The 25,537-nt window shown below is 43.0% G+C and carries 17 protein-coding genes and 1 pseudogene; 10 read left to right on the forward strand and 8 right to left on the reverse strand.

Translation table 11 applies throughout. From position 1 onward, the window contains the following. Positions 1 to 131, reverse strand: a pseudogene (sinR, locus tag QVD32_RS09830) (polysaccharide synthesis transcriptional regulator SinR); the annotation flags it as partial. Between the two features lie 93 nt (positions 132 to 224). Here sinR and QVD32_RS09835 point away from each other — a divergent pair. Genes QVD32_RS09835 through QVD32_RS09845 form a run of 3 tightly spaced genes read left to right on the forward strand, consistent with a single transcriptional unit; the run spans position 225 to position 2,559 of the window. Further along, a complete protein-coding gene (locus tag QVD32_RS09835) occupies positions 225 to 1,274 on the forward strand; it encodes a hypothetical protein (protein WP_118687060.1) in 1,050 nt (349 codons plus the stop codon). After that, positions 1,256 to 1,711 carry an STAS-like domain-containing protein gene (locus QVD32_RS09840; protein ID WP_118687059.1) on the forward strand — a complete coding sequence of 152 codons (456 nt, stop codon included), beginning with the start codon at positions 1,256 to 1,258 and terminating at the stop codon, positions 1,709 to 1,711. Before QVD32_RS09835 ends, QVD32_RS09840 begins: the two co-directional genes overlap by 19 nt. Then, positions 1,708 to 2,559 carry a hypothetical protein gene (locus QVD32_RS09845; protein ID WP_118687058.1) on the forward strand — a complete coding sequence of 284 codons (852 nt, stop codon included), beginning with the start codon at positions 1,708 to 1,710 and terminating at the stop codon, positions 2,557 to 2,559. The genes QVD32_RS09840 and QVD32_RS09845 overlap by 4 nt, the downstream gene beginning before the upstream one ends. A gap of 273 nt (positions 2,560 to 2,832) precedes the next feature. Here the strand turns inward: QVD32_RS09845 and QVD32_RS09850 are convergent, their stop codons facing one another. After that, positions 2,833 to 4,212: a hypothetical protein gene (locus tag QVD32_RS09850; RefSeq protein WP_118687057.1), complete on the reverse strand. Its 1,380-nt coding sequence runs from the start codon at positions 4,210 to 4,212 to the stop codon at positions 2,833 to 2,835. 808 nt (positions 4,213 to 5,020) lie between these two features. Here QVD32_RS09850 and QVD32_RS09855 point away from each other — a divergent pair. Continuing rightward, complete coding sequence (locus tag QVD32_RS09855) at positions 5,021 to 7,249, forward strand: beta-N-acetylhexosaminidase (protein ID WP_118687056.1); 2,229 nt, start codon at positions 5,021 to 5,023, stop codon at positions 7,247 to 7,249. A 157-nt stretch (positions 7,250 to 7,406) separates the two neighbouring features. Continuing rightward, the gene (locus QVD32_RS09860) at positions 7,407 to 13,085 is read left to right on the forward strand and encodes a TIR domain-containing protein (protein WP_021892400.1); all 5,679 of its coding nucleotides are present in this window, start codon (positions 7,407 to 7,409) and stop codon (positions 13,083 to 13,085) included. Between the two features lie 259 nt (positions 13,086 to 13,344). Here the strand turns inward: QVD32_RS09860 and QVD32_RS09865 are convergent, their stop codons facing one another. The 6 genes from QVD32_RS09865 to QVD32_RS09890 form a co-directional block, all read right to left on the reverse strand. Then, positions 13,345 to 14,706, reverse strand: a complete 1,362-nt coding sequence (locus tag QVD32_RS09865) for a TIGR00341 family protein (protein ID WP_021892405.1) — start codon at positions 14,704 to 14,706, stop codon at positions 13,345 to 13,347. Positions 14,707 to 14,747: 41 nt separating this feature from the next. Then, positions 14,748 to 16,250: a lipopolysaccharide biosynthesis protein gene (locus QVD32_RS09870; protein ID WP_021892406.1), complete on the reverse strand. Its 1,503-nt coding sequence runs from the start codon at positions 16,248 to 16,250 to the stop codon at positions 14,748 to 14,750. Positions 16,251 to 16,270: 20 nt separating this feature from the next. Next, a complete protein-coding gene (ruvB, locus tag QVD32_RS09875; protein WP_008863155.1) occupies positions 16,271 to 17,296 on the reverse strand; it encodes a Holliday junction branch migration DNA helicase RuvB in 1,026 nt (341 codons plus the stop codon). 117 nt (positions 17,297 to 17,413) lie between these two features. Next, positions 17,414 to 18,172, reverse strand: coding sequence for a lipopolysaccharide kinase InaA family protein (locus QVD32_RS09880; protein WP_021892407.1), 759 nt, complete (start codon positions 18,170 to 18,172; stop codon positions 17,414 to 17,416). A gap of 76 nt (positions 18,173 to 18,248) precedes the next feature. Next, a complete protein-coding gene (locus QVD32_RS09885) occupies positions 18,249 to 19,304 on the reverse strand; it encodes a glycosyltransferase family 9 protein (protein ID WP_021892408.1) in 1,056 nt (351 codons plus the stop codon). A gap of 10 nt (positions 19,305 to 19,314) precedes the next feature. Further along, the gene (locus QVD32_RS09890; RefSeq protein WP_021892409.1) at positions 19,315 to 19,917 is read right to left on the reverse strand and encodes a DUF4254 domain-containing protein; all 603 of its coding nucleotides are present in this window, start codon (positions 19,915 to 19,917) and stop codon (positions 19,315 to 19,317) included. A 217-nt stretch (positions 19,918 to 20,134) separates the two neighbouring features. Here QVD32_RS09890 and pdxB point away from each other — a divergent pair, with 217 nt between their 5' ends. The 5 genes from pdxB to QVD32_RS09915 all read left to right on the forward strand — a co-directional run bounded on the left by pdxB (position 20,135) and on the right by QVD32_RS09915 (position 25,359). Further along, positions 20,135 to 21,250, forward strand: a complete 1,116-nt coding sequence (pdxB, locus tag QVD32_RS09895) for a 4-phosphoerythronate dehydrogenase PdxB (RefSeq protein WP_021892410.1) — start codon at positions 20,135 to 20,137, stop codon at positions 21,248 to 21,250. A gap of 238 nt (positions 21,251 to 21,488) precedes the next feature. Continuing rightward, a complete protein-coding gene (locus QVD32_RS09900) occupies positions 21,489 to 21,731 on the forward strand; it encodes an acyl carrier protein (protein WP_008863150.1) in 243 nt (80 codons plus the stop codon). A gap of 3 nt (positions 21,732 to 21,734) precedes the next feature. Further along, a complete protein-coding gene (gene fabF / locus QVD32_RS09905) occupies positions 21,735 to 22,997 on the forward strand; it encodes a beta-ketoacyl-ACP synthase II (RefSeq protein WP_021892411.1) in 1,263 nt (420 codons plus the stop codon). Between the two features lie 40 nt (positions 22,998 to 23,037). Continuing rightward, on the forward strand, positions 23,038 to 23,790 hold the full coding sequence (rnc, locus tag QVD32_RS09910; RefSeq protein WP_021892412.1) for a ribonuclease III: 753 nt from the start codon (positions 23,038 to 23,040) through the stop codon (positions 23,788 to 23,790). Between the two features lie 72 nt (positions 23,791 to 23,862). Further along, positions 23,863 to 25,359, forward strand: coding sequence for a GH3 auxin-responsive promoter family protein (locus tag QVD32_RS09915; RefSeq protein WP_008863147.1), 1,497 nt, complete (start codon positions 23,863 to 23,865; stop codon positions 25,357 to 25,359). The last annotated feature ends 178 nt before the right edge of the window (positions 25,360 to 25,537 follow it).

Raw genomic sequence — 25,537 nt, forward strand, 5'->3', positions numbered from 1 at the left:
TCTAAATTTGGTTGAATCCTATTACAGGCATAGGCATTTACCATACTGAAACTCTTGTCGAGTTTCTTAGCCAACCATGTCTGAGAGATACCTTTTTCAGATAATACAGCCTTTATTCTATTCAATTTCATTCTTTGATGCGATTTTATAGTGCAAATATAGCGAATTATATTCGATAAATCGATTTGTTTTGCGTACATTTGCATCAATCAAAGAATATCAATATGAAAAGACATCAGATAATCCACATTCGTCTCAAACAGAAGTCTGATATGCGGAAAATACGACGTCAAAAAAGGATTAAGAAAACGCTTCATAAAAGAAGAGTATATCGGCAACTAAGAAGAATGACCGAAAATATACAAAAACCGCGTCAAGGTCCTCAAGGTTTGAAAACATATGAAGCTATTGCTCCATCGAGATTTAATATTAGTAATATTGATGAATTAATTAAGTTTCTACAAGAGACTGAAAGTGTTTGCAAAAGACAAAAAGCTAATTTTCTGAAAGTTAATTTAGATAATGTTGTTGCTATTGACATGTATGCCATTTCTTTAATGTTGTCTATGCTTAATAAGTTGTCATGTAGAAATATAAGATATTGGGGAACATATCCAAGTGATATTCAATGCCGTCAATATATTATAGACTCTGGTTTCTTGGATATTGTTAAGACTAATATAAAGAAGCCAGAAGACCGTCAAAAGGGAAACCAGATTTATATGGTTGGGAAGAACTGTGTAGATAGTAATAGAATAGGAAAATCCGTTCGCGAGTCAATGACCCATCTTGTAGGTACGCCAACTATATATCCTCCGGTCTACGATAATATGTGTGAGATTAGTGCAAATTCTGTTGAGCATGCGAATGAACATATGAGAGAAAAAAATTGGTTAGTTTCCATTTCTATAGAAGGAGATAAAATACACTTCATTTTAACAGATACAGGCCTTGGGATTCTCGCAACTTTACGGAAGAAAACGTCTCAAAAAATTAAGGATATGTTTCTTAAGAGTGAAGCAGATGTATTAAGAGATGTTTTCAAAAAGCTATATCAATCAATAACAGGCGAAATAAATAGACATAAAGGATTGCCAATAATATACGAATCATTTGAAGAGGGCTTTATATCAGACCTACAGGTCTTAACAAATAAAGTGTTATTAGATTTTGAAACAAAACAGTCAACTTCTTTAGGTCGGGGCTTTAATGGAGTTCTTTTCTCATGGACAGTCTCATTAAATAATTATAACAAATGGATAAATTCACTATAATGGAACAGATTAGAATTAAGGTTTTGGATTTCACAGAGAATCCGGGTCCACGGTACATTAGACAAGATAAAATAGGAGAGTCAAATTCTGGTGAGGCATTTTATCTACAGACATTAAATGAAGCATTTTCACAGGCTTATAAGGAGAATAAACAGCTAGTATTAGAATTAGATGGAGTATCAGGTTACCCGTCTTCTTTTCTTGATGAAGCTATAGGCGAGCTGGTATTTGATTTTACTTTGGAAATCGTAGAAAAATATCTCGATTTCGATACACATATGTACAAAAGAAGAGTGGCTCAAGTAAAAGAAGAAACCTATCCTCAATGGGAAGAAAGAAGAAAAAAGAATGATACTGTAGTACATTCTTCGGGAATAAGTGGAAACATTTATCATATTAATGGTGATGGGAAATTAGATATAATGCCGATATTATGACAATTGCAGATATTCTTACTTTTGTTGGGATTGCCGTATCTATAATATTTGGCTTCTTTGTTACTCATATTTGTTCAATAAGGGATACGAGGACAAGGGTTCTTAAAGACTATTATATCGAGCAAGTAAAAGGAATTAAAGGCCGCGTAGGTGACTTTTTTCATAAAGTAGCTTTTGGAAAGGGTTCATTCCGGAAAGTAGTGAGTTGGTATGACCATTTGGCTATTGATGTTAAAGGGACAGACCAAGGTGTACGAAAATCATTAGACCTTCAAATTGCAGAGTTTATGGATATTCTTGATCAATATTATGGAGAAATAACAAATTGGGAAGATTTTAATAATCAATACTCTGCATCTCGTTATATTCCCTCGACAGAGCATAAGTCTAGATTATTGCAGATGAAATATGAGATAGACGAATTTCTCAATGACTATGTACACCATATAAATCAGTCTAATAATTATCCTATTTGGAAGGTTCAATACAGGCGAATAAAACAGAGCTACTACTATTATAAAGGAAAAGGCTATAAATGCGCTTTTTGTCGTTCCATTTGGGAAAGAACTGAAAAACATTTTTGGGAATGTATTATTGTTTTAGCGATTATCGGAATAACAATTTTCCTGATCAATAAAGTTTCGATTGAAAAAAAAGATGACTTGTATACTCCATTGAATAATATATCCAATAAGCAAGATTCAATATATAGAGAGATTCATTTGTTTAACAACAACTACAAACCTGTAGAGATTCAATCTAAGACTTTTAACAATTCATCATTCTTCAGCGCAGACAAAGTAGATTCCGTACAGATAAAATTGTATCAGGGACAACCTAAACAATAAATGCAGTAGAGTTATAAGGTATTCGAACATTTGTTTGTCCACCCTTCCTCCAATCGCCTCAGACCGTTTCAGACGGCGTGGTTTGTTTGCGCAAATTTCATTGATTATTACATAATATATTGATAATCAATGTTGGCAAATTTCTTCAACGAGGAGGAGTATTAACGTTCCTCGGATAGATTAAACAATTAAATACCAGCGCGACAAACAAATTTTTATTGTTTATCGCGCTGGTGGTTTTATATCTATATTCAAAGTAGAATCCTTTTATTCCTATGCTAACATTTCGTTCATGATGTTTTGTAGTACTATGTCAGCAACTTTATATGATAGGCTGGATTTGCCAACTTTTTGAGGGTCATATTGAACCTGCTTCACCATATCGATATAAAATGCAAAGTTATTAATCACTTTCTCATCTTCAAAATTTATTGTTAGAGGATTTATTCTCCATTTCAACTTGCCGTTCTCGAATACCATTAATGAGGTGAGTGCACAAATGATCGGATAGAAAAATCCATACGCATAGTTATATATAGATCGTTTTGGATAGGTATTAAATGGACCAGTAAATTTGCTGATATAACCGCCTGTTTCATTTTCCTTCTGCACTACTCCTGTGATACGGCCAAAAGAGCCAGAATTCCTATTATAGACCATTGGAAAGTGGTAATAAATTTTGTCGAAAAATCTGACAATATCATCAACAAGTTCAAATCCAGATCTGATCGCATTGTCTGTAAGATCGTATTTCCCGAGTTGCTGTTCGGAAACGGATTTATCTTTCATTAAGTTACGGTAATATTTAACACACAAGCTCTTTTGTGAATATATAGCTATTCGGTTAAGTACTCCAATGTTGGGGTTGCCATCAAAATAACCACATTCATGCAATTTTATTAAGGGTAGGCAGGCCAACGCAACGATATCGTCACATTTTATCGTACCTGGTTCACCACTTCGCCATGCAATATTTTCACGGTAACTCCCCTTTAAGCATCTCTTAAGATCTTCATACAGACCCTCCTTATTGCTCTTTGTCGCTTCATTCAGCGAGACATTGGCGTTTCTTGCCGAACAAATTTCAAGTATATGATTAGAGAAATACTCAATTGATGCTTCATCTTTATCTACAGGAGCTATAACTTCAATTGGAATAGAAAATTTCAGTTGCCCAATGTGGGATTCATATCCAACTTTCAGCGAGGCAAAAGTATCCTCATTGCGATAATATCTAATACAATCGTCCCAAGTTTTCAAGTTATCGTCATTAATAACATTTGCAATGAATCGACATAACGCAAATGCGTTGTGTCCACCGTCCATTATTCCCTCCATTTCTTCTTCAGAAAAACTAAGGCGCACTCTATTTCGGTCTAAAAGATCGACATAGATGGACGAAAGTAGAATACCTTTTGAACTAAAGAAATAGAGCTCCGGGGAGAATTGCAATGTTTCCTCAATTGCTTTGACAATAGGATTAATCTTTGCTTTTCTAGGGTTGACCTTGCTATCTGCATGATGCATTAGATTGATGAAGCCGAGCGGTGAAATTGGCATGACAATCTTTTGGATGCAGATGCCTTCGATAGATCTTGTAACTGATACCTGAGTTTGATTCTCTGATTTGAGAATTACTGATTTAACGTTCATAATTTTCTTTGACCATTCCTTTCGAAATTAATAATAAAATAGGGTAGTATGCCAACTACTTATTCACTTGCAAGTAGGAATGATCAAGTCGCCAAGAAACTTTCGTTTGCATGATACCTTGCGCTAATCCAGCGCGATCTCTCATCCAAGAGATACTCCCATCCGGGAACAGGCACAAAGATATAGATTTCATTTGAGTTTTCCAAACGAAGGCACATTACGGAAAGAAATTCATATTGATATATATGGCAATAAACACCACAATTATTATTTCGGCAACAAATAGCCTTTCCTTTATAAGAACATCGTCATTGGGGTCACTTTGCACCTCTCCAACTTACGCTTTGGGTAGCCAAACTGAAATCAGTTACCGAGCTATATATGCAATTAGAAACAGCAGAATTATATTTTATTACATCGCTCGAAGATTTTGCTGCCCCGTTAATGCAGACTTTAAATAAGGTATTTTTAAAACCCTCCCTGCTATCCTCTTTACCATCTAAAAACACGACTGTAATAATTTGACAATTACTGTCTTGAATAACTATCGTGGAAATTCAACAAAAAATACCAGCAGAATCATTTCTCTTTTTCAAAGAACCCACACATTAAATAAGCACATATTAAGTTAAAATCTTAATCCATTTTACCCATTTATCCCACAAATTTTCCTAACTTTGCCTTATTGAATAGTATCTGCATTTATAGAGATTTATCACACCGCTATAAAGTATCTGTTTTTATAATCACATGAACATTATCATCACCCCTCGACAAGAGGCAAAACCATGAAAAAAATAAAGTGCTTATGAAATCCTACCGTACAATGTGTAAGAAAACTTGGGCTGTTATACTTGCGATAGCCTGCCATCTACCCGCTACATGGGCAACAAACGCTAACGAAATCGAAATCATTCCGAAACCCGTTCACGTAGAACAGACATCGGGCAATTTCCGGCTTTCCCCCAAATCCACGATCGGTTACGATGCCGCTCTTCAAGGACAAGCCGAATACTTACAGCAAGTGCTCGGTCAATCCACCGGCTGGGATTTGAAACTGAAAAAAGATGCCCGCAAAGCCACTATCCTCTTGACATTAAACCCCGAAAAAGTAGATAAACCGGAAGGCTACCGACTGGACGTAACGCCCAAAGGAATCTCACTGACCGGCCGGGACGCAGGCGGCATATTCTACGGCATACAAACGCTGCTGCAACTCTTTCCGCCCCAAGTGTACAGCGACAAACGGCAGCATGGAGTGGAATGGATCGCCCCCGCCGTAACGATATACGATGCTCCCAATCGCCCGTGGCGAGGCATGATGCTGGACGTGGCTCGTTATTTCTACGACAAAGAGTTCGTGAAAAAATACATCGACATGATGGCCATGTACAAGTTAAACAAACTGCAATTCCACTTGATTGATGACTCCGGCTGGCGATTGGAAATCAAAAAATATCCCCGTCTGACCGAGGTGGGTGCATGGGCAGGTCCCGATCACAACCGTTTGGGAGGATTCTACACCCAAGAAGACATAAAAGAACTGATCGCTTACGGACAAGTCCGTAACGTGGAAATCATTCCCGAAATCGAATTTCCGGCTCACATTCTGTCTGCCGTCGTTGCCTATCCGTGGCTCAGTTGCACGGGCCTGCAACACGAAGTCCCCACACAACATTTCATCAGCCGCGATCTGCTTTGTGTCGGCAAAGAATCTTCCCTGCAATTTTTACGAGATGTATTAGACGAAACCGTTCGATTATTCCCTTCCTCATACATCAATATAGGGGGTGATGAAGCCGTTTACACTCGTTGGGAAGAATGTCCCGACTGCCAAAAAGTGATGAAGCGGGAAGGATTGAAAAAGGCTTCCGAACTGCAAGGTTACCTTACCAACGTCGTAGCCGAAATGATGAAAGAAAAAAATCGTACCGTTGTAGGGTGGGAAGAAATCTTTTTGCGAGGTGATGTCAAAACCCCTGTTGTCGGGCTTATTTGGCACAATGTCAGGGACACCCTTCTTGCTACGCAGCGCGGACATAAAGCTATTCTGACACCCGCCACGCACATGTATTTCGACTTCCCCGAAAGCCGTACCCCGGGAGAAGTGAAAGCCGCCACTTGGATGCCGCCTATCTCTCTCGAAAAATGTTACAGCATGGAAATCAACGACTACTCTCCCGAATCGACCGTATTAGGAGTACAAGGCTGCTTTTGGAGCGACCAATTTATTCACGGCACTGTATTGCAAGAGATAGATTATCTGAATGAAAATCGCTCCGAAAACTATGCCGAATACTTCACTTTCCCCCGTCTGTTAGCTCTTTCAGAAGTGGCATGGTGTCGACAATCCGACCGCAATTATTCCGACTTCCGTTGCCGGTTGAGTCACCATTTCAATCGACTCGACTTCAAAAATTGCCATTACCGTGTACCGGAACCCATCATAGAACAGATGAATCCGACTGCTACCGGTGCAATAGAATTTACATTATCTCCGGCCGTCGCCGATGCCGACATTCGCTATACCACCGACGGCTCCTATCCTACGGTTCATTCCCCCCTTTACACCACTCCGGTAACCGTCAATGACAAAAGCGACTTCCGGGCTATCACCGTAGTAAATCCCCGTCACTATTCGCTGCCCATTTATTTCGCCCCCGACTATTCGGGCTATAAACAGTACGGTGAATATACAGCCGAATGGAAACCCTTGAACGTACAGCCCTATCTAACTCCTTGGCGATTCGAATGTACAGGCAAAATATCAGGCAATGGCACATATACGGTATCGTTCATCTACACAAAAGGTGAAACCCCGTTCCGGTTAGGCACATTGAAACTTTACAAGCGAGACGAACTCCTCGCCGAAGTCCCGCAATCGGTTCTGATAAATGCCAATTCCCCCGTAGCGACCTACCGCTTTACCGTCGATTCCTTCGAAGCCGGTACTCCCTTTTTCATAGAAGTAGAAGCCTGCGGAGAGAAAGGAAACGATACCTCGGGATTAGTATTCATAAACAAAGTCACTCAATAACCCATAAAAAAATAAGATACACAAAAGGCAGCTAAGCTGCCTTTTGTGTTATATAACATTCGATCGAAATACAGACCGATTCTCCGAAAAGACTATCTTTGTAAAAGAAGATATCATAAAATAATTTTATACCACGTAACACAGAAATTTTATCATCATGGCAAAAGCGCATATTTTTATCAGTTATGCCCACGAAGACAAAGAGTGGGTACTGGAAGGTCCGGGAAACATTCATCTGATACCTCGAATTAGACGACACACGAGTCCGGATGCAGAAATATGGTTCGACGAAGGATTGGTTATCGGCGAAAAATGGGACGAAGAAATACACAATCACATCGTTCAATCACACATTGCCATTTTGCTGATTAGCGAAAGTTTCGTATCCTCGGATTATATCGTAAACAAAGAACTCGTTTGGATCAAAGAGCAAGTAGAAAAAAACGATATGAAAATCGTTCCTCTACTCATCGGAAACATCACCGAAAAATCGAAACGAATAATCGACTGGATATATCAAAGGCAAATACACCCTTCCGAGACACAACCGCTTTGCAACTATCTCAACGATAAAGCACAATGGGACCACATGATTACGAGCATATTGAACATCATCGATGCCAAAATCGACCAAGTGCTCGAAACTCTTTTGCTGAACGAAAGCACCCGGCAAACCGAAAATTCGATTAAACCGTCTGTCATGCCCGACAGTAAAACAGTTACTGGATATATCGAAAACCGAGACACGAAAATTACCGATAAAACGACGGCGGCACACCCGACAGGAGTAAACCCCGCACTTTATCAAGAAGCCATCAGACTATACCGGAATCACAAATACAAAGAAGCATCGGATATCCTTCTGAAATTAGCCGCCGCAAACAACCCCGAAGCTCAAAATCTCCTTTGCGACATTCTTTGCAACAAAGTAAAAGGGTATCAACTATGGCCCGGAATTTTAGAAACATTCCTACCCTACGCCGAAGAAAATCTTGCCTTCGCTCAAACCATCGTAGGAAAAGTCTACTATCGGGGAAAACTGAATGAGCGCAATTACGAAAAGGCTTTCGACTGGTTCTCCAAAGCAGCCGAAAGCGGGAATTCATATGCCCAATACTTGTTAGGTAACATGTATGAAAACGGGACATTCGTAGAACAAAATTACGATACAGCTCTCTCCTATTATAAAAACTCGGCAGCACAAAACAACATCATGGCCATAGGAGAAATGGCATACATGAAAGATAATGGTTACGGTATGCCCATGAATAAGGAAGAAGCCGAAAAAATATACCTCCAACTGGCCGAAGAACGCGATGACGAGTGGTCCATGATCAAACTGTCCTATATCGAAATGGATAGAGGAAATTCCGAAGAAAGATTGAAATGGATACAAAAAGCGCTTGAAAAAGAGTATATCGACGCCTACGTAGATTTAGGCATCTTCTATCAATCCGACGAAAAATACAAAGACCTCGAAAAAGCGCAGCAATCTTATTATCAAGCGGCACAATTAGGCAATCCCGAAGGAATGAACGGATTGGCGATGATCTATTACGATATGCCGGACAATAAAGGAGACGAACAAGCGTTTCGATGGTTCTCCAAATCGGCCGACTTGGGAGACAGTCTCGGACTATATTATCTGGCTGTTATGTATGAAAACGGTTTCGGAACCTATTCCAACAAACAAAAAGCATGGGATCTATATCTAGCCTCAGCCGATCAAAAATTCTCGCCGGCCTATCGTAAAATAGCGCAACTCATCGAAGAGGGCGAAGCACCTGCATCATTCACAGGCCGAGAATTGGAATACTATATAAAAGCCGCCGAAAGAAACGACATAGACGCTATACACGATGTCATACGGTTCTTGGAGAATGATCCCGACCGGCAGAAAGAATTGTTCTCTTGGTGTCAACGAGGAGCACAGCTCAATAACGGGAAATGTATTTGTAAATTAGGAAAACTCTATTTCTACGGCATGGGGACAGAAATGGACGAATTCAAAGCGATGAACTGTTTCCGCAAAGCCGAAACGATGGAAATCCCCGAAGCCTACTATTTCTTGGGGCTGGCCTACTACGAAGCCAAAGGTGTGGTTAGCCCGAACATACAAAAAGCCGAAGAATATTTTAGAAAAGCTGCCGAAGCCGGATATTCCGACGCGATTAAAGCAATCGCCGAGCTTTATATGCAGTCGGGACAAGAAAACGGATATGAAAAAGCCATCGAATATCTGAAAACGATTGCGGAGGGAGAACATGCCGACATCGCTTATGAAGGACTCATGCGAATCGCCGTGGAACAAATGAACGCTCAGGATTACGACGACCCGCAGAACAGCGAATTATATCAAAAAGCTCTCCGATTCGAAACATCAGGGAAAGAAGCCGGTATGACCGAGTCGTTAAGTAAAGCGTTCCTCGATCGAGGAATAAATTTATACAATATCGAAAAATACGAATCGGCCATAGCACCCTTGCTTTTAGCAGCACAAATGGGAGAATCGGAAGCCGCGACGCATTTGGGAGATCTGTATTTCTACGGACATGGCGTCGATACCGATTACGAACAATCCTATTATTGGTTCGCCAAAGCAGCGCAAAGCAACAACGCTTATGCCCAATATTCCATTGCATTCATGTATATAAAAGGACAGTTCGTAGAAAAAGACGACACGCAAGTAATCAAGTGGATGAAATTAGCGGCAGAGAACGGCTACACCGAAGCGCAAAAGAACATGGGAGAATACTATTATTATGGCTCTTTCGGTTGTCGAAGAGATATGAAAGAAGCCATAAAATGGTATGAAATGGGAGCAAAAAGCAACGAACCGACATGTGTGTTCACTCTGGGATTAATCTATGAAGAAGGAGACGGAGTACAAAAAAATATCCTGAAAGCTGCCGATTGGTATCAAAAAGGAGCACAAGCCGGCATTCCTTCTTGTTTGTATAATCTTGGGAAGCTAATTATCAATAAAGAAATATCGGGAGAAGAAGAGAAAGGATTCAACCTCATACAACAAGCCGCGGAAAGCGAATACTCCTTTGCCCAAAACTACATGGGACGTGCATACCGTTTCGGGTGGTATGTCAATGCAAACCCGGTCAGAGCCACCAACTGGTTCACCAAAGCGGCAGAACAAAATATGCCGGACGCAATGTGCAACTTAGGCGACATGTACTCCTATGAAGACGGATTGACCATCGACTATGAAAAAGCGTTCTATTGGTACGAAAAAGCCGCCGAAACAAAACACAGCAGAGCTTTGACCGAACTGGGAGACATGTATTATGCAGGGAAAGGTGTCCGACAAGATTACCAGAAAGCAATGGAATATTACCAGAAAGCGTGTGACGAAGGTTATCCTTATGCATTCTATTCATTAGGCTTTATGTATTGGAAAGGACAGGGAACGCTCCCCGACAAAGAAAAGGCTCAGGAATATCTCAGTCAAGCCGCTGCTATGGGAAATGAAAGCGCTTTCCAACTTTTGAACCGCATGGATCACGAATCGGAAGAAGAAAAAGACATCGACCCATTCGCCCGACAAGCCTATTTAGAAGCTCAACAAGCCCTTGCCGACAAAGAAACAGAAAAATATATCAACCTTCTATCCCAATCGGCGAATTTAGGATATGTTCAAGCCCTGAACGATTTGGGAGACCTCTATTTTAATGGAGAATTGGCCCCTAAACATATGGGCAAAGCATATGAATATTTTTTGAAAGCCTCTCAAAACGGATCGGGATATGGTTCATACAGTTGCGGATTCATACTCATGAAAGGGTCTGCCGATATTCCCCGGGACATTGAAAAAGGACTTTCCATGTTCCGTTTGGCGGTTGATCAGAATTACAAAGCGGCAACCCGGGACTTGGCTCGATATTACTATTCGTTGGAAACCGAAGAAGACAATCGCAAAGCGTTGGACTACTACCTGCAATACATTGAATACAATCCCAAAGACACCGATACATTGCTCCATATCGGGTTGATTTACGAATCGGGGTTGGGAGTTCCGCTCAATATCGACCTCGCCCGTAGATATTATGAAAGAGCTGCCGAACAAGACGAAACCGGCATGGCATACAACTTCTTGGGAGGAACCTACATGAATGACGAAGAAACCGAGAACAACGAACGAAAAGCCGTGCACTATTTCCAAAAAGCTATCGAATTGGGCAACACGAATGCAATGTTCCGAATCAGCTACTACCTCCACAACGGTAAAGGAGGATTACAGGTCGACATACCTCGGGAAATCGAATTGCTCACCGAAGCCTCCAAACGCGGGAACCATCAAGCCACGTATCGGCTGGGATTATTATTCGAAGATAACGAAAGTGGAATGGCTCAAAATCTCGAATTATCCGTCAAATACTTCCAATTAGCCGCCGACAACGGTATTCTCGCCGCCATCAACAAGATGGGAGAATTATATCTTTTCGGGGAAGTAATACCGGCAAACCTGACGAAAGCCATATCTTGCTTCACGGCAGCCTCGGAACAGGGATATGGGAAGGCCTCATATTGGTTGGGAAGGCTTCATACCGATGGTATCGGACAACTCGAAAAAGACACTCAAAAGGCGATGAACTATTACCGTAAAGCTATCGAACAAGGTTATGAAGAAGCCCGGGAGTGGATGGAACAACTCCAAAAAAATTTGGTGGACGAGACCATAACAGATATTGAAATACCCCAAGACAAATCAGACGAAGAGCTATACAAAGAGGCTAAAAATGCATTGGAAAAAGCTCAATTCAAAACGGCTTACGCCTATTTTTCCTATTTAACGCAAAGAAACCATGCCGAATCGTTCAACGAACTAGGAGACATGTATTTCTACGGCAGAGGAATGGCAATCAACCAAGCCAAAGCTCTGGAACTATATAAAAAAGCCGCGGCCCTCGATAGTGTTTATGGTTTCTTTAATGTCGGATTCTTATATTGGAACGGACCCGAAGAAATACAAGATCCCGAACAAGCATTACAATATTTGAAAAAAGCGGCCCAAATGGGCTATACCTACGCACTGAGTTTCATCGGAGATATCTATCGAACCGGACCGGAAGAACTTATCGATTATGCCGAAGCGAAACGATACTATCAAAAAGGAGTCGACGTTAACGAAATCAATGCAATAAAAGGTATGGCTCTTTTATACCTTTTGGGACAAGGCGTAACACAAAACAATGCTATGGGAGCATTCTATTTGAAGAAAGCAGCCGATAAAGGCAACGCATGGGCCATGTATCACTTAGGACGTCTGTATTATTACGGCGAGGGTATTCCCCGTAACCCCAAATTGGCATTGGACTATTTACAAATGGCTTATGATGCGAACTATCCGGATGCATGCAGTCTGTTAGGACTACTCTATGAAAGAGGCGAAGGCACTGCACCAAATATAGAATTAGCCAACAAGTTATACATCAGAGGGCATGAATTAGGAGACGACCAATCCATGTGGTACTTGGCTTGCAATTATCTCGATGGAAACGGTCTGCCCAAAGACTACAAAAGAGCCGAAAAACTCTTTATACAAGCCATCGAAAGAGGGAACGAACCGGCTCGAATCGACTTAGCCAGAATGATATTCCACGGATTAGGAACAGTACAAGACCCGCAAAAAGCATACGAAATCATAAAACCCTGTTTAGAGCAAGGATACGGACGAGCATATATGTTAATGGGAGAAGTTTACGAAAACGGATTAGGTGTGGAAAAAGATTATAAACAAGCCAAAGAACTGTATCGAAAAGCGCTCGACTTAGGATATAGTTTTGCACAAGAAGCACTCGACCGTTTAGACAAGTTCTGCTAAAAATAAAGCTGTTAAAAACAAAGGAGCACCTCCTTCCCTTTCGTACTCTATGGTATTGCGTGACATTTCAGTCCTCCTCCCTTGCCGTGCCCCGTAGCATTGCGGGGTGTTTTGAAACACAAAATATAGGGGAGGTGTCCATAGGACGGAGGGGTTAAAAAGACCACAGCAGAGGAAATGGATTAGGGCATCACCCTCTCTCCCTGCCGTGTCCCGTAACATTACGGGGTGTTTCCGCAAGGAAATTTATTTTGTCCCCTTATTTTTCAATGACAAGTTGTACTTTCTTTGTCCCTAAACGAGCCTGTAACCACTCCTTGAATCTTTTTTGCTCCGACAAAGAAAAGACTTTGGAATGACGCACCACAGCAAGAGTTGTCGTGTCTCTCGCCTCCGTATCGATACGGCTGAAAATCGTTTTCGAAATGGCAATATCGGTAACATTAGGGAAAAGAACCTTTATTTCAGGAGCGACTTCCACCCCCACAGAATCATATTGTTGGTAATGCGATGCCAGATTTTCCAAAGAATCTATCGTTTTCTGCTGGCGAGCTATCTGCTCTTGATTATGCAAATAAATATCTTTAAACATCACACTGCTCAAAGTACTTATATCCGCTTGATTTTGCCCATACCCTTGACGAACCTCCAATATAGCACCGCCCAATCCATACTGGGGCAATCTCGCCTGTGCCACAGCTATGGAATCTTTCGGGATTTCGGCTCCTACCAAAGAGACGCGTATGATGTGCTTTCCGTGCTCCGTCACAGCACTTTTACTTAAAACCTGAGTATCGGCATAATTGAAATTCTGGGAAACAAAGCGGGATGCTGCGACCTCGAAAAAGTTCTCTTTCACCATATTGTAAGTAAGGTAAATACTCGGAGCCATAGTCAGTATCAAAATGGTATACACCATTCGTTCCACCTTCTTGCGTCGTTCATCGTCCACAAACTCCTTCTTCGAATATTTCATTAACTTCACGCCCAAAGTCGTTGCGAACGCAATAAAAACCGAATTGATGAAAAACAAATAAAACGCTCCGAAAAAATAATAGAAATTACCGGTAGCCAACCCGAATCCCGCCGTACACAACGGCGGCATCAACGCCGTGGCAATGGCGACACCGGGTAAAACATTTCCTTTTTGTTTGGACGACATCGCCACGATACCCGCCAATCCTCCGAAAAAAGCGATCAACACATCGTAGATAGTCGGCGAAGTACGAGCGAGTAATTCACTTCGGGCCTCATTCAGGGGTGAAACCCAAAAGTAAATAGTCGACGTTATCACACTGAACAACGTTGCGACTGCCAAATTCCGAAAAGAACGTTTTATCAACTCATAGTCATTGATACCTAACCCCAATCCGATACCCATGATGGGACCCATCAGAGGTGAAATCAACATAGCGCCGATAATCACAGCGGCCGAATTGGTATTCAATCCCAACGAAGCGATAAATATCGCGAATACCAAAATAAGAATCGTAGAACCCTTAAACTCCACTCCTGCGCGAATCGCTTCTACCGAAGCCGCCTCTTCTTCCCTGTCTTGACTCATATCAAGATAATGAGTCAAAAACCTTTTAACGGAATCAACGAATTTGGGAAATGACATAATTACTTTTATTAAAATACCGGAAACTCAGAACCGCTCTTTCAAAACTTGGACACGAAACGTCTCAACCCGGGAACCTCGTTCATCGGCAAATCATGACGGAACAAATAGACCAAGAACACACCCAAAAGCAGAGTCCTGAATGCCAAACGCAAAAAGAGGGATTCGATAGGGACAACCATCGCCACCGCATACAGCACAACCGTCAACAGCGTATAGCGGAAAGCTGACTTCAAATCATAACGTATCGGGTAAACACGTTGCCCGATAAAAAAAGAGGCCAACATCATACTCGCATAACAAACGAACGCCCCCCAAGCACAAGCCATATATCCGAAACGGGGAACCCCCACGATGTTGATAATCGCCGTAATGGCAAAACCGAACAAAGAGAACCAAGCGCCCCATTGTGTCCGGTCGGTCAATTTATACCACAAAGAAAGATTGAAAAACACACCGAAGAACAATTCGGCGAGCATGACGATAGGAACGACTTTCAATCCTGTACAATACGTCGCCGGCATAAAGAACCGCACGAGGTCTATATAAAACATCACTGCGAGGAAGATGAAAAGCCCGAATATGATGAAATACTTCATCGCATCCGAATACGACTTTTTATTTCCGTCGCCGGCATCTTTATTTCGGGCAAAAATAAATGGTTCGTATGCAAAACGAAAAGCCTGTGTAAACATCACCATCACGATCGCTATTTTATAAACCGCACCGTATACGCCGAGTTCCGACATGGCATCCGGGCGATTGCTTGCCAGTTGAGGATAAAACATCTTGTCGAAGGTTTGGTTCATAATACCGGCGATCCCCAAAATTAATAATGGAAAAGAATATTTCAACATGCGTGACAACAAATGCCGGTCGAACCGATAACGTATCCCGAAAATCTCTGGGAACAAAACCAACAATACAACTCCCGAACTGATGACATTCGAGACCAATATATATCCCACCAGAAAATCGGGGTCGAAAAACCAAGAAATCCACTCGGGGTGAATACCATACAGCCACGGGCAAAGCAAAATGAAAAACAAATTCAACGCTATGTTCAGGAATATCGAAAACAATTTGATCGAAGCGAACCGTATTGGACGACGCCGATAACGCAAGTAAGCGAACGGCAACGCCGTAAAAGCATCGACGGCTATAATGGCCGCCATCATCAATACATAATCCTCATGTTCGGGATAACCCAACAACCTCGACAGAGGTGTTATAAACACCCACACAAGAACAAAAAACAACGTCGATGTAGTCGCCAGCGAAATAAGCCCGGTAGTATAGACCCTCTGCGGCTCTTTCTCCTCCTTATCGTTGGCAAACCGAAAAAAACCGGTCTCCATGCCATAAGTCAGGATAATCAACAAAAGAGCCATATACGCATACAGATTGGTCACGATGCCATACTCGGCGGTCGTTTTCAATACGTTGATATAAAGAAAAACGAAACACCAATTCAAGAACCGCCCCAATATACTGCTTAAACCGTATATGGCGGTATCTTTCGCCAAACTCTTCATGCCGGCCATACGTCTCTGCTTATACGTGATTAAAACAATGTACCCTGCTCCGAAATCCGTCGCCGATTCAAATGGGTATAAGCCAAATCGGTCACCTCGCGCCCCCGGGGCGTACGCTTGATAAATCCCTCCTTAATCAAATACGGTTCATATACCTCCTCCAACGTTCCGGGATCCTCGCCCAAAGCCGTCGCAATAGTCGTCAACCCTACGGGGCCGCCTTTGAATTTATCGATAATGACCGAAAGTATCTTATTGTCGATCTCGTCGAGCCCGTATTTATCGATGTTCAACGCTTCCAAAGAATACCTTGCTATTTCCAAATCGATACTCCCCGACCCTTTCACTTGGGCAAAATCACGAACACGACGCAACAAGGCATTCCCGATACGAGGCGTTCCACGACTGCGCATAGCGATCTCGGTAGCCGCCTCATGCGTACAAGGCACGCACAACAGCTTGGCCGACCGCTCTATAATATGAGTCAATACGGCATGATCGTAATATTCCAAATGACAGTTTATCCCGAATCGGGCACGCAATGGACTCGTCAATAACCCGCTTCGGGTAGTCGCACCCACCAGCGTAAAAGGATTCAATTCTATCTGTATGGAACGCGCGCTCGGCCCTTTGTCGATCATAATATCGATACGAAAATCTTCCATCGCCGAGTAAAGATATTCCTCCACTACCGGACTCAGACGATGAATCTCATCGATAAACAACACATCGTTTTCCTCCAACGACGTCAACAATCCAGCTAAATCACCGGGCTTGTCGAGTACCGGCCCCGACGTTATTTTGAAACCCACCCCCAACTCGTTAGCCACGATATTGGCGAGTGTGGTCTTCCCCAATCCGGGAGGGCCATGCAACAATACATGATCGAGCGGCTCTTGGCGCATCCGCGCCGCCATGACGAAAACCCGTAGGTTCTCTATAATTTTCTCCTGTCCGTTAAAATCGTCGAATGCCAACGGACGCAGAGCTTTCTCGAACTCACGCTCGGTATCCGAAATTTTTTGCTCTCTTATGTCGAATCGATTATTTTCCACAGGCTCTTGCGTTCACCGTATTTCGACGACAAACTTAACAATTTATTTTGTGATTACGAGAAGCCGATTGGAGTTTTTTAGGGCTATGCACGAGAGCAGAGCTCTAAATATTCCTATTTATTTCAGGGAATGGGAACTTTCACGTCGGCGTTTCAATGTCTCTTTTCGCTCTATCTTGACCCAAAATTCCCTATGCGCTCGCAAAGCCTCCTCTATGGAAGTAACCTCGTCCCACCCTCGTAAACGAGCATACACCCCTACGACATATCGTACGACCGACTCGTCCCGACAAAATCGGTTGAAATTGGCTAAGCACATTTTCGGAGTCATCGGTATAAACCGCATACGGTTCAGGTCGATAATAGAAAACACGATACCCTCCTCCTGCTTGTCGAACAAGATATTTCCGGCAGAATAGTCCAAATGTAAGACCCCTTTTTTATGCAAATCTACCGTAAAAGCGGCGAACGCTTCCAGAATATCCTCACGTCCGGCAATACCACCCTCCTCGAATTCTCGCATCATACGAGGATAAGAACAATTTTCCGACACAAAAAAAGAATGCTGCAAAAGTCCCCCGCTTTTTAGTTCGATATAAGCGACCGGGGCAGGGGTTTCTATTCCCATAGACCTCAATTTCAACGCATACTCATAAGCACGGGAAGCCTTGCTGGGACGGAAAAAAGTATAAGCGATTCTATTGATAAACAACGGCACTTTATAATTCTTCACCACATACCACTGCCCCTCATAAGAAAACTTGCGAAGCTCGTTTCTGGCTTTATAAATGCAATCACCCAACGTAGGAAATGAAATCGGCAGTTTTTGTACGAAATTTCGCAGCTGGCAATATGATGGATTCAGAACAAGTTTCATTTTCTGGTCATCGGGTCTTGAATAATATGATGATAAAAATACGCTTTTTCAACGATGTAAGAAAAATGTATTCAACCTATTTCTCTTTTATTAGAGTTTCTAAACTTTTCACGCGATCGACAATAGTTTCCGGGGCTATCTCCAAGCAAGCATAATCCTTTCGATAACAAGGCTTATTGCCGAATACAGAACAAGGACGACAATCCAGTGGCAACTCAACCACGCCGCTATCCGACTGTCGCCAACCTAAGAAACCACAATACGGGTGCGTGGCTCCCCAAACCGAAACGACCGGAACCTCCACCAACGATGCCAAATGCATATTGGCCGAATCCATCGAAATCATCACGTCGAGACGGCTCATCAAAGACAGCTCGACCGCAAAGCCATAACGCTTGTCCGCCAAAGAAATCACTCCCGGATAACGCTCACGCCATAAGGACAAAATCTCCCGTTCCCGATCGCCCGATCCAAACAAAAAAATCTTTACTCGGCTTTCCTCCGATAACTTCGAAACGACCTTTTCCATACAGTCGAGCGGGTAAATCTTACCTTTATGCTTAGCGAACGGAGCCACTCCTATCCAACGCTCTCCGGAAGATTTCGGGGGCGTCAACTCCGAATACAATCCTTCGTCACCCACACCCTCATCATACAAAGAGACGAAGTTAGGAACAAAACTAAACCCTAGCGAAACAAACACCTCGCCGTACCGTTCGAAAGAGGAACGGAGCGGACGCAGCACTTTCGCCCTGCGAGACGTTAATTCCTGTTTTTCTTTCCGTCCTTTATCGATTACGGCAACACGAATCCCCCATAATTTGAAAAAAAAGCGCAACACCTTCGTTCGCAACACATCATGCAAATCCGCTACGGCATCGATGGACAACCGACGAACCTCCCGAGCCAGATGATAAAGCCCGACAAAGCCCTTGTGCCTTCCCTTGACATCGGCGACGACAACCTGTAAATTTCTCGGAGCGTTTATGAACAACTGTGAAGCCACTTTTTGAGTAAGCATCACGAATGTGGTTTCAGGATAAGCCCGGCATACGGAATAAACCACGGGAATAGTCATCGCGACATCGCCCAATGCCGACAAACGTATAATCAGTACTTTGCGATAAGGCATAAAAAGTGTATTACTTTTTATATAAAACCGGATTCAATGCCGGATCGTTATACATCTTCATCTGCTTGTAAACCTTCATATATTTCTTGCCAGACTCTATTTCATCGAGCAACTGGGTGATCGCCATAGACAAATCGGCTCGTTGCTCCAATAAAATTCTCAGCTTTTCCCGGCATTTGGCGACATGCTCGGGAGAGGCATCCTTACGCTCTACCTCTTGTTGCATATGATAGATTTTAACGGCAAGAATCGACAGACGGTCTATGGCCCAAGCCGGACTTTCCGTATTGATGGTTGCATCCGCTTTTACCTCGACGTTGGCATACTTTTGTAAAAAATAATCATCGATCATTTCCACCAAATCGGTACGCTCCTGATTCGACTTATCGATTCTTCGCTTGATAGCTAAGGCTTCTTCGGGATCTATCTCGGGATTGCGAATAATATCCTCCAAATGCCACTGAACCACATCGATCCAATTTTTCAGACACAGATAATATTCTATACTCCCTTCCGAATAAGGATTTTCCAACGGGGCATCGACTTGGTCGAACCGATGATAATATTGTGTTGTATTCCAAAAAATACGATTACACGTTTCAGCGAAATTCATAACTTATTGCTTTAACGAATATGACTTCTTTATCACAAAAACAATATCCCGCACAGAAACCAGCGATTTCACCTCCGCCGGACACGGCCTATTTTTGTTTCATGCAACAAACATAACAATAGTTTTACGAACTTCCGCTATTTTCCTCATATAAAAATAGCTTTTCGCTTCTTTACCCTAAAAAATTACTATTTTTGTTTATCAAAAAAACATAGCGATGAACACGATTCCATATATTGTAGCAGACAACAAAATACCCTACCTGAAAGGGATTCTCGAACCTTACGCACGAATCGATTACCTATCCCCCGAACGGATAAATGCACAAACGGTACAAGATGCCGATATACTTCTAATCCGCACCCGGACAAAATGTAATCGGGAACTGCTCGACCGAAGTCGCTGCCGATACATAGCGACGGCGACCATAGGCTACGACCATATCGATACGCTCTACTGTAAAGAAAAAGGTATCTCTTGGCAAAACGCACCCGGTTGTAATGCATCTTCTGTCGGGCAATACGTATTGTCATCATTGCTGGCTTGGAGCAAAAGCACCAGAAAAAACCTGCAAGACTGCACCATAGGCATCGTAGGAGTAGGTCACGTGGGCAAAATAGTCGCTCGATACGGCAAATTATTGGGAATGCAGGTTCTGCTTAACGATCTCCCCCGGCAGGAAGCCGAAAGCGAAACCGATTTTGTTCCTCTCGAAAAAATTTGTCGGGAGGCCGACATCGTCACATTTCACACCCCTCTGACACATGAAGGAAAATACCCGACATATCATTTGGCCGACACCGACTTTTTCAACGCCCTTGAAAAAACGCCCCTCATCATCAATACGGCGCGAGGAGAAATAATAAATACCGAAGCATTGAAACGAGCGTTGAAACAAAAAAAAATATCGTCGGTTATCCTTGATTGCTGGGAAAACGAGCCGAACATAGATAAAGAATTGTTGGAACAAGCCTTCATTGCCACCCCCCATATCGCTGGATATTCTGCCGACGGTAAATCGGAGGCGACACGCATGATTGTACAGTCGGTCGGAAAATGGATAAAAACCGCTATCCCCACCCAAAATATCGTACCACCTGCACCGGTACGGGAAATTATCGACCTCTCCGGGGCCGCCAATCCTCTGCAACAAGCCGTATGGGAATCCTACAACCCTTTCGACGATGACCTCAGATTGAGAAAATCTCCCGAAACATTCGAGATGCAACGAGGCCTGTACCCCCTAAGGCGAGAGTTTCCGGCTTATTATATAAAAGGTATTCCCCCGACCGGTTCTCCCATTTTAGAAAATTTAGGATTTCACCTCGTATAAATATACACATTTTATACTTGTATAGAAAAGAAAAATGAATAAATAGCTCGATAAAAAATGACCCTTTTTAAACCCTTCTCACATATAAAAACACGTATTTTTTGCACATAAAATCTATAAATGTGCAAAAAACGAGTAATTTATAAGAGAAAATTTTTTTTGTTCGGAGAAAAATATATTCCTTTGCACTGCAAAAAATAAGAACGTTAATTTATTTATTAATTAAAATTTAAAAATTATGTCTGACGTAGCATCAACAGTAAAAGAAATTATCGTAGAAAAATTAGGTGTTAAAGAATCAGAAGTAACTCCCGAAGCAAACTTTACGAATGACCTCGGTGCAGATTCTTTGGACACTGTCGAAATGATCATGGAATTTGAAACCAAATTCGATATCAAAATCGCTGATGATCAAGCAGAAAAAATTACAACTGTAGGTGAAGCTATCGCTCACATCGAAAAAGCTATCGCAGAGAAATAATTTATGGAGCTTAAAAGAGTCGTAGTAACAGGTCTTGGTGCAATCACTCCGTTGGGAAACAATGTTCCCTCTACATGGGCTGCCCTTTTAGAAGGAGTAAGCGGAGCAGGGCCTATTACGCTTTTCGATGCATCTGAATTCAAAACTCAATTTGCTTGTCAGGTCAAGGACTTCGATCCGTTGAAATACTTCAACGCAAAGGAAGTGCGCAAACTCGATCGTTATACCCAATTTGCTCTCGCAGCGACCCAAGAAGGTATCGCAGATTCGGGATTAGACCTCGAAACCGTCAATAAAGATCGTGCCGGCGTTATCTTCTCGGCAGGTATCGGCGGAATCAGCACGTTTGAGCAAGAAGTCGGGAATTATGCCGTCGCTCCCGAAAAAGGGCCTCGGTTCAACCCGTTCTTTATCCCGAAAATGATTGCAGACATCGCCGCAGGACAAATATCCATGATATACGGTTTCCGGGGACCCAACTTCGGTATCGTATCGGCATGTGCATCTTCTACCCACGCCCTCATCGACGCATATAACTATATACGTTTGGGCAAAGCCGATTTCATCGTATCGGGTGGAGCCGAAGCTGCGATCACCGTATCGGGTGTCGGAGGATTCAATGCCATGCACGCACTCTCCACAAGAAATGATTCGCCGGAAACAGCGTCACGTCCGTTCAGCGCTTCGCGCGACGGATTCGTTATGGGCGAAGGAAGTGCCTGCCTCATTCTTGAAGAATTGGAACACGCATTGGCCCGCGGGGCTAAAATCTATGCCGAAATCGTAGGAGGCGGACTCTCTGCCGATGCCTACCACTTGACGGCTACTCACCCCGAAGGTTTAGGTGCTAAATTGGTGATGCAAAACGCTCTCGACGATGCTCACATGGCGCCCGAAGAGATCGATTACATCAACGTTCACGGTACATCTACACCCGTAGGTGATAAATCGGAAGCCAAAGCGATTTTGGAAGTTTTCGGAGATCACGCATACGACCTCAACATCAGTTCTACGAAATCGATGACCGGGCACTTGCTCGGTGCGACTGGTGCATTAGAGGCCCTCATCTGTGTGAAATCTATCGATGACAGTATCGTACCCCCCACTATCAACCATGCCGAGGGAGACGATGATCCCGAAATCGACAGCAAATTGAATTTCACATTCAATAAAGCGCAGAAACGCGAAGTAAATGCAGCGCTGTCCAACACCTTTGGTTTCGGTGGCCACAATGCAAGTATAATCGTAAAAAAATTCACGAAGTAAAAACGTGTTCAGAACGATTTATAACCGTATAAGGCTCCTTATGTTGCGACATAAGGAGCCTTATGTTCTTTATCGTAAACTGTTAGGTTTTTATCCTACCGACATACATCTGTATGAACAAGCCTGTTTGCATCGTTCTTCCTCGATATGCGAACAAGGTCGGCGCATTAACAACGAACGACTCGAATTTTTGGGCGATGCAATTCTCGATGCCATCGTCGCCGATATATTGTTCCACAAATTCAAAACGAGCAAAGAAGGGTTTCTCACCAACACGCGGGCAAAAATAGTTAAACGCGAATCACTCAACGAAATCGCCGTGAAATTAGGTCTCGATAATTTCATCACCTATTCCATGCGCACCAGTTCGCACAACAACTACATGTTCGGCAATGCCTTCGAAGCCCTCATCGGAGCCATTTATTTGGATAAAGGATACCGATACTGCAAAAAATTCGTCGAGACCCGTATCATCGACCCATATATCGATCTCGAAAAAATCTCGAAAGAAGAATTCAATTTCAAGTCCCGACTCATCGAATGGGGACAAAAACACAAAGTCGATATAGAATTTGCACTGATCGAGACCATCGTCGACCAAGACAACAACCCCGTATTCCAATCGCAAGCCCTGCTCGGAGGTATATCCGGTGGGATAGGAATAGGATACTCCAAAAAAGAATCGCAGCAAAATGCAGCACGCATAGCGCTCAACCGAATCCGCAGAGACAAAAACTATCAGCAATCGGTATTAGCCACTCGGGAGAATGGGAATAACACGATCGTAACATAAAAATCATAGACAAAACAATGGGAATCACGGGAGAAATATCTATTTTTGCCACTTATTGAAAACGTTCGTCAAATGAATCCTACAAAGTTGATACGTTCGATATTTGCAAAACGTCTCTCTCAAATAGACCGTTATGCCGATTACGGCGACATCATACAGCAAAAAACACTGCTCGACCTGCTTCAAAAAGCAAAAAACACCGAATTTGGAACAAAATTCAAATTCAACGACATATCCTCCTATAAAAGTTTTGCCGAAAACATTCCCATCAATGGATATGAAGAATTAAAGCCCTACATCGAACGAACGATGAGCGGGGAACAAAATATCTTATGGCCCACACCGATACGGCATTTTGCAAAATCATCGGGAACGACCAACGATAAAAGCAAATTCATTCCCGTCAGTGCCGAATCCCTCAGATACTGCCATTATCAAGGAGGCAGCGATTGTGTAGCCCTATACCTCAGAGAAAATCCCCAAAGCCGTTTCTTTTCGGGAAAAGGCCTGATACTCGGAGGAAGCCGGGCACAAAACCCTTTTGGCAAAGCCTATTGCGGAGACCTATCGGCAATACTCATTCAAAATATCAATCCGCTCATCAACCTGATAAGAGTCCCGTCGAAAAAAATAGCGCTCATGAGCGAATGGGACACCAAGCTCGAAGCCATCGCCGAGAGCACGATCGATCGGGATATCACCAATCTGTCGGGAGTACCCTCGTGGTTTCTAGTCCTCATCAAACACATCTTAAAAAAAACAGGTCGGCAGAACCTCACGGAAGTATGGCCCAACCTCGAAGTTTTTTTCCACGGAGGAATCAGTTTCGCACCCTATCGCGAACAATACCGGGAGCTCATCTCCAACCCCGACATGCACTACGTCGAGACCTATAATGCTTCCGAAGGATTCTTCGCCGTACAAAACGACCTATCGGTTGCCGGTATGCTACTCCTCATCGACTTAGGCATCTTTTATGAATTTATCCCGCTGGGAAAAAGCAACGAACACGCCGTTCCGCTGTGGGAGGTAGAAGCCGGGCGCAACTACGAGATGGTCATCACCTCTAACGGAGGCCTATGGAGATATCGCATGGGAGACACCGTAAAAATACTCTCCACGAATCCGTTAAAGATAAGCATATCGGGACGCACCAAACACTATATCAATGCCTTCGGAGAAGAACTCATGGTCGATAACGCAGAACAGGCAATCGCCCGCACCTGCGCACAGACAGGAGCCAGCGTACTCAACTACACAGCCGCTCCCGTATACATGACCGACCACAGCAAAGGACGCCATCAATGGCTCATCGAGTTCGGCGAACTCCCCGTTCCGGTCGAAATATTTGCAGAAAAGCTCGACACGAACCTCCAAAATTTAAATTCCGACTACGAAGCCAAACGATTTAAAAGTATCGCACTCGAATGCCTCGAAATCATTCCCGCCAAAACAGGGATATTCGATGCTTGGTTACGTGACCACAACAAACTCGGCGGACAGCACAAAATCCCCCGGCTATACAATCGACGCGACATCATAGAAGAAATACTCCGGTATAACCGGTAATCCTTAATATCCGGCTTCTCAATTAAACAGAAAAACAGGGCTGCCCGACTGAATTCACATAAGAGGAAATTCCCCGCCTCCCTTGCCGCGTCCCGTAGCATTACGGGGTGTTTCCGTAGGGAAATATAGGGGGGGGGTGAAAGACAAACACGATACATCGTAAGGTATTAACCTCCTC

The sequence above is a fragment of the Barnesiella sp. genome (assembly GCF_022723415.1).
GTDB classification, from domain to species: domain Bacteria; phylum Bacteroidota; class Bacteroidia; order Bacteroidales; family Barnesiellaceae; genus Barnesiella; species Barnesiella intestinihominis.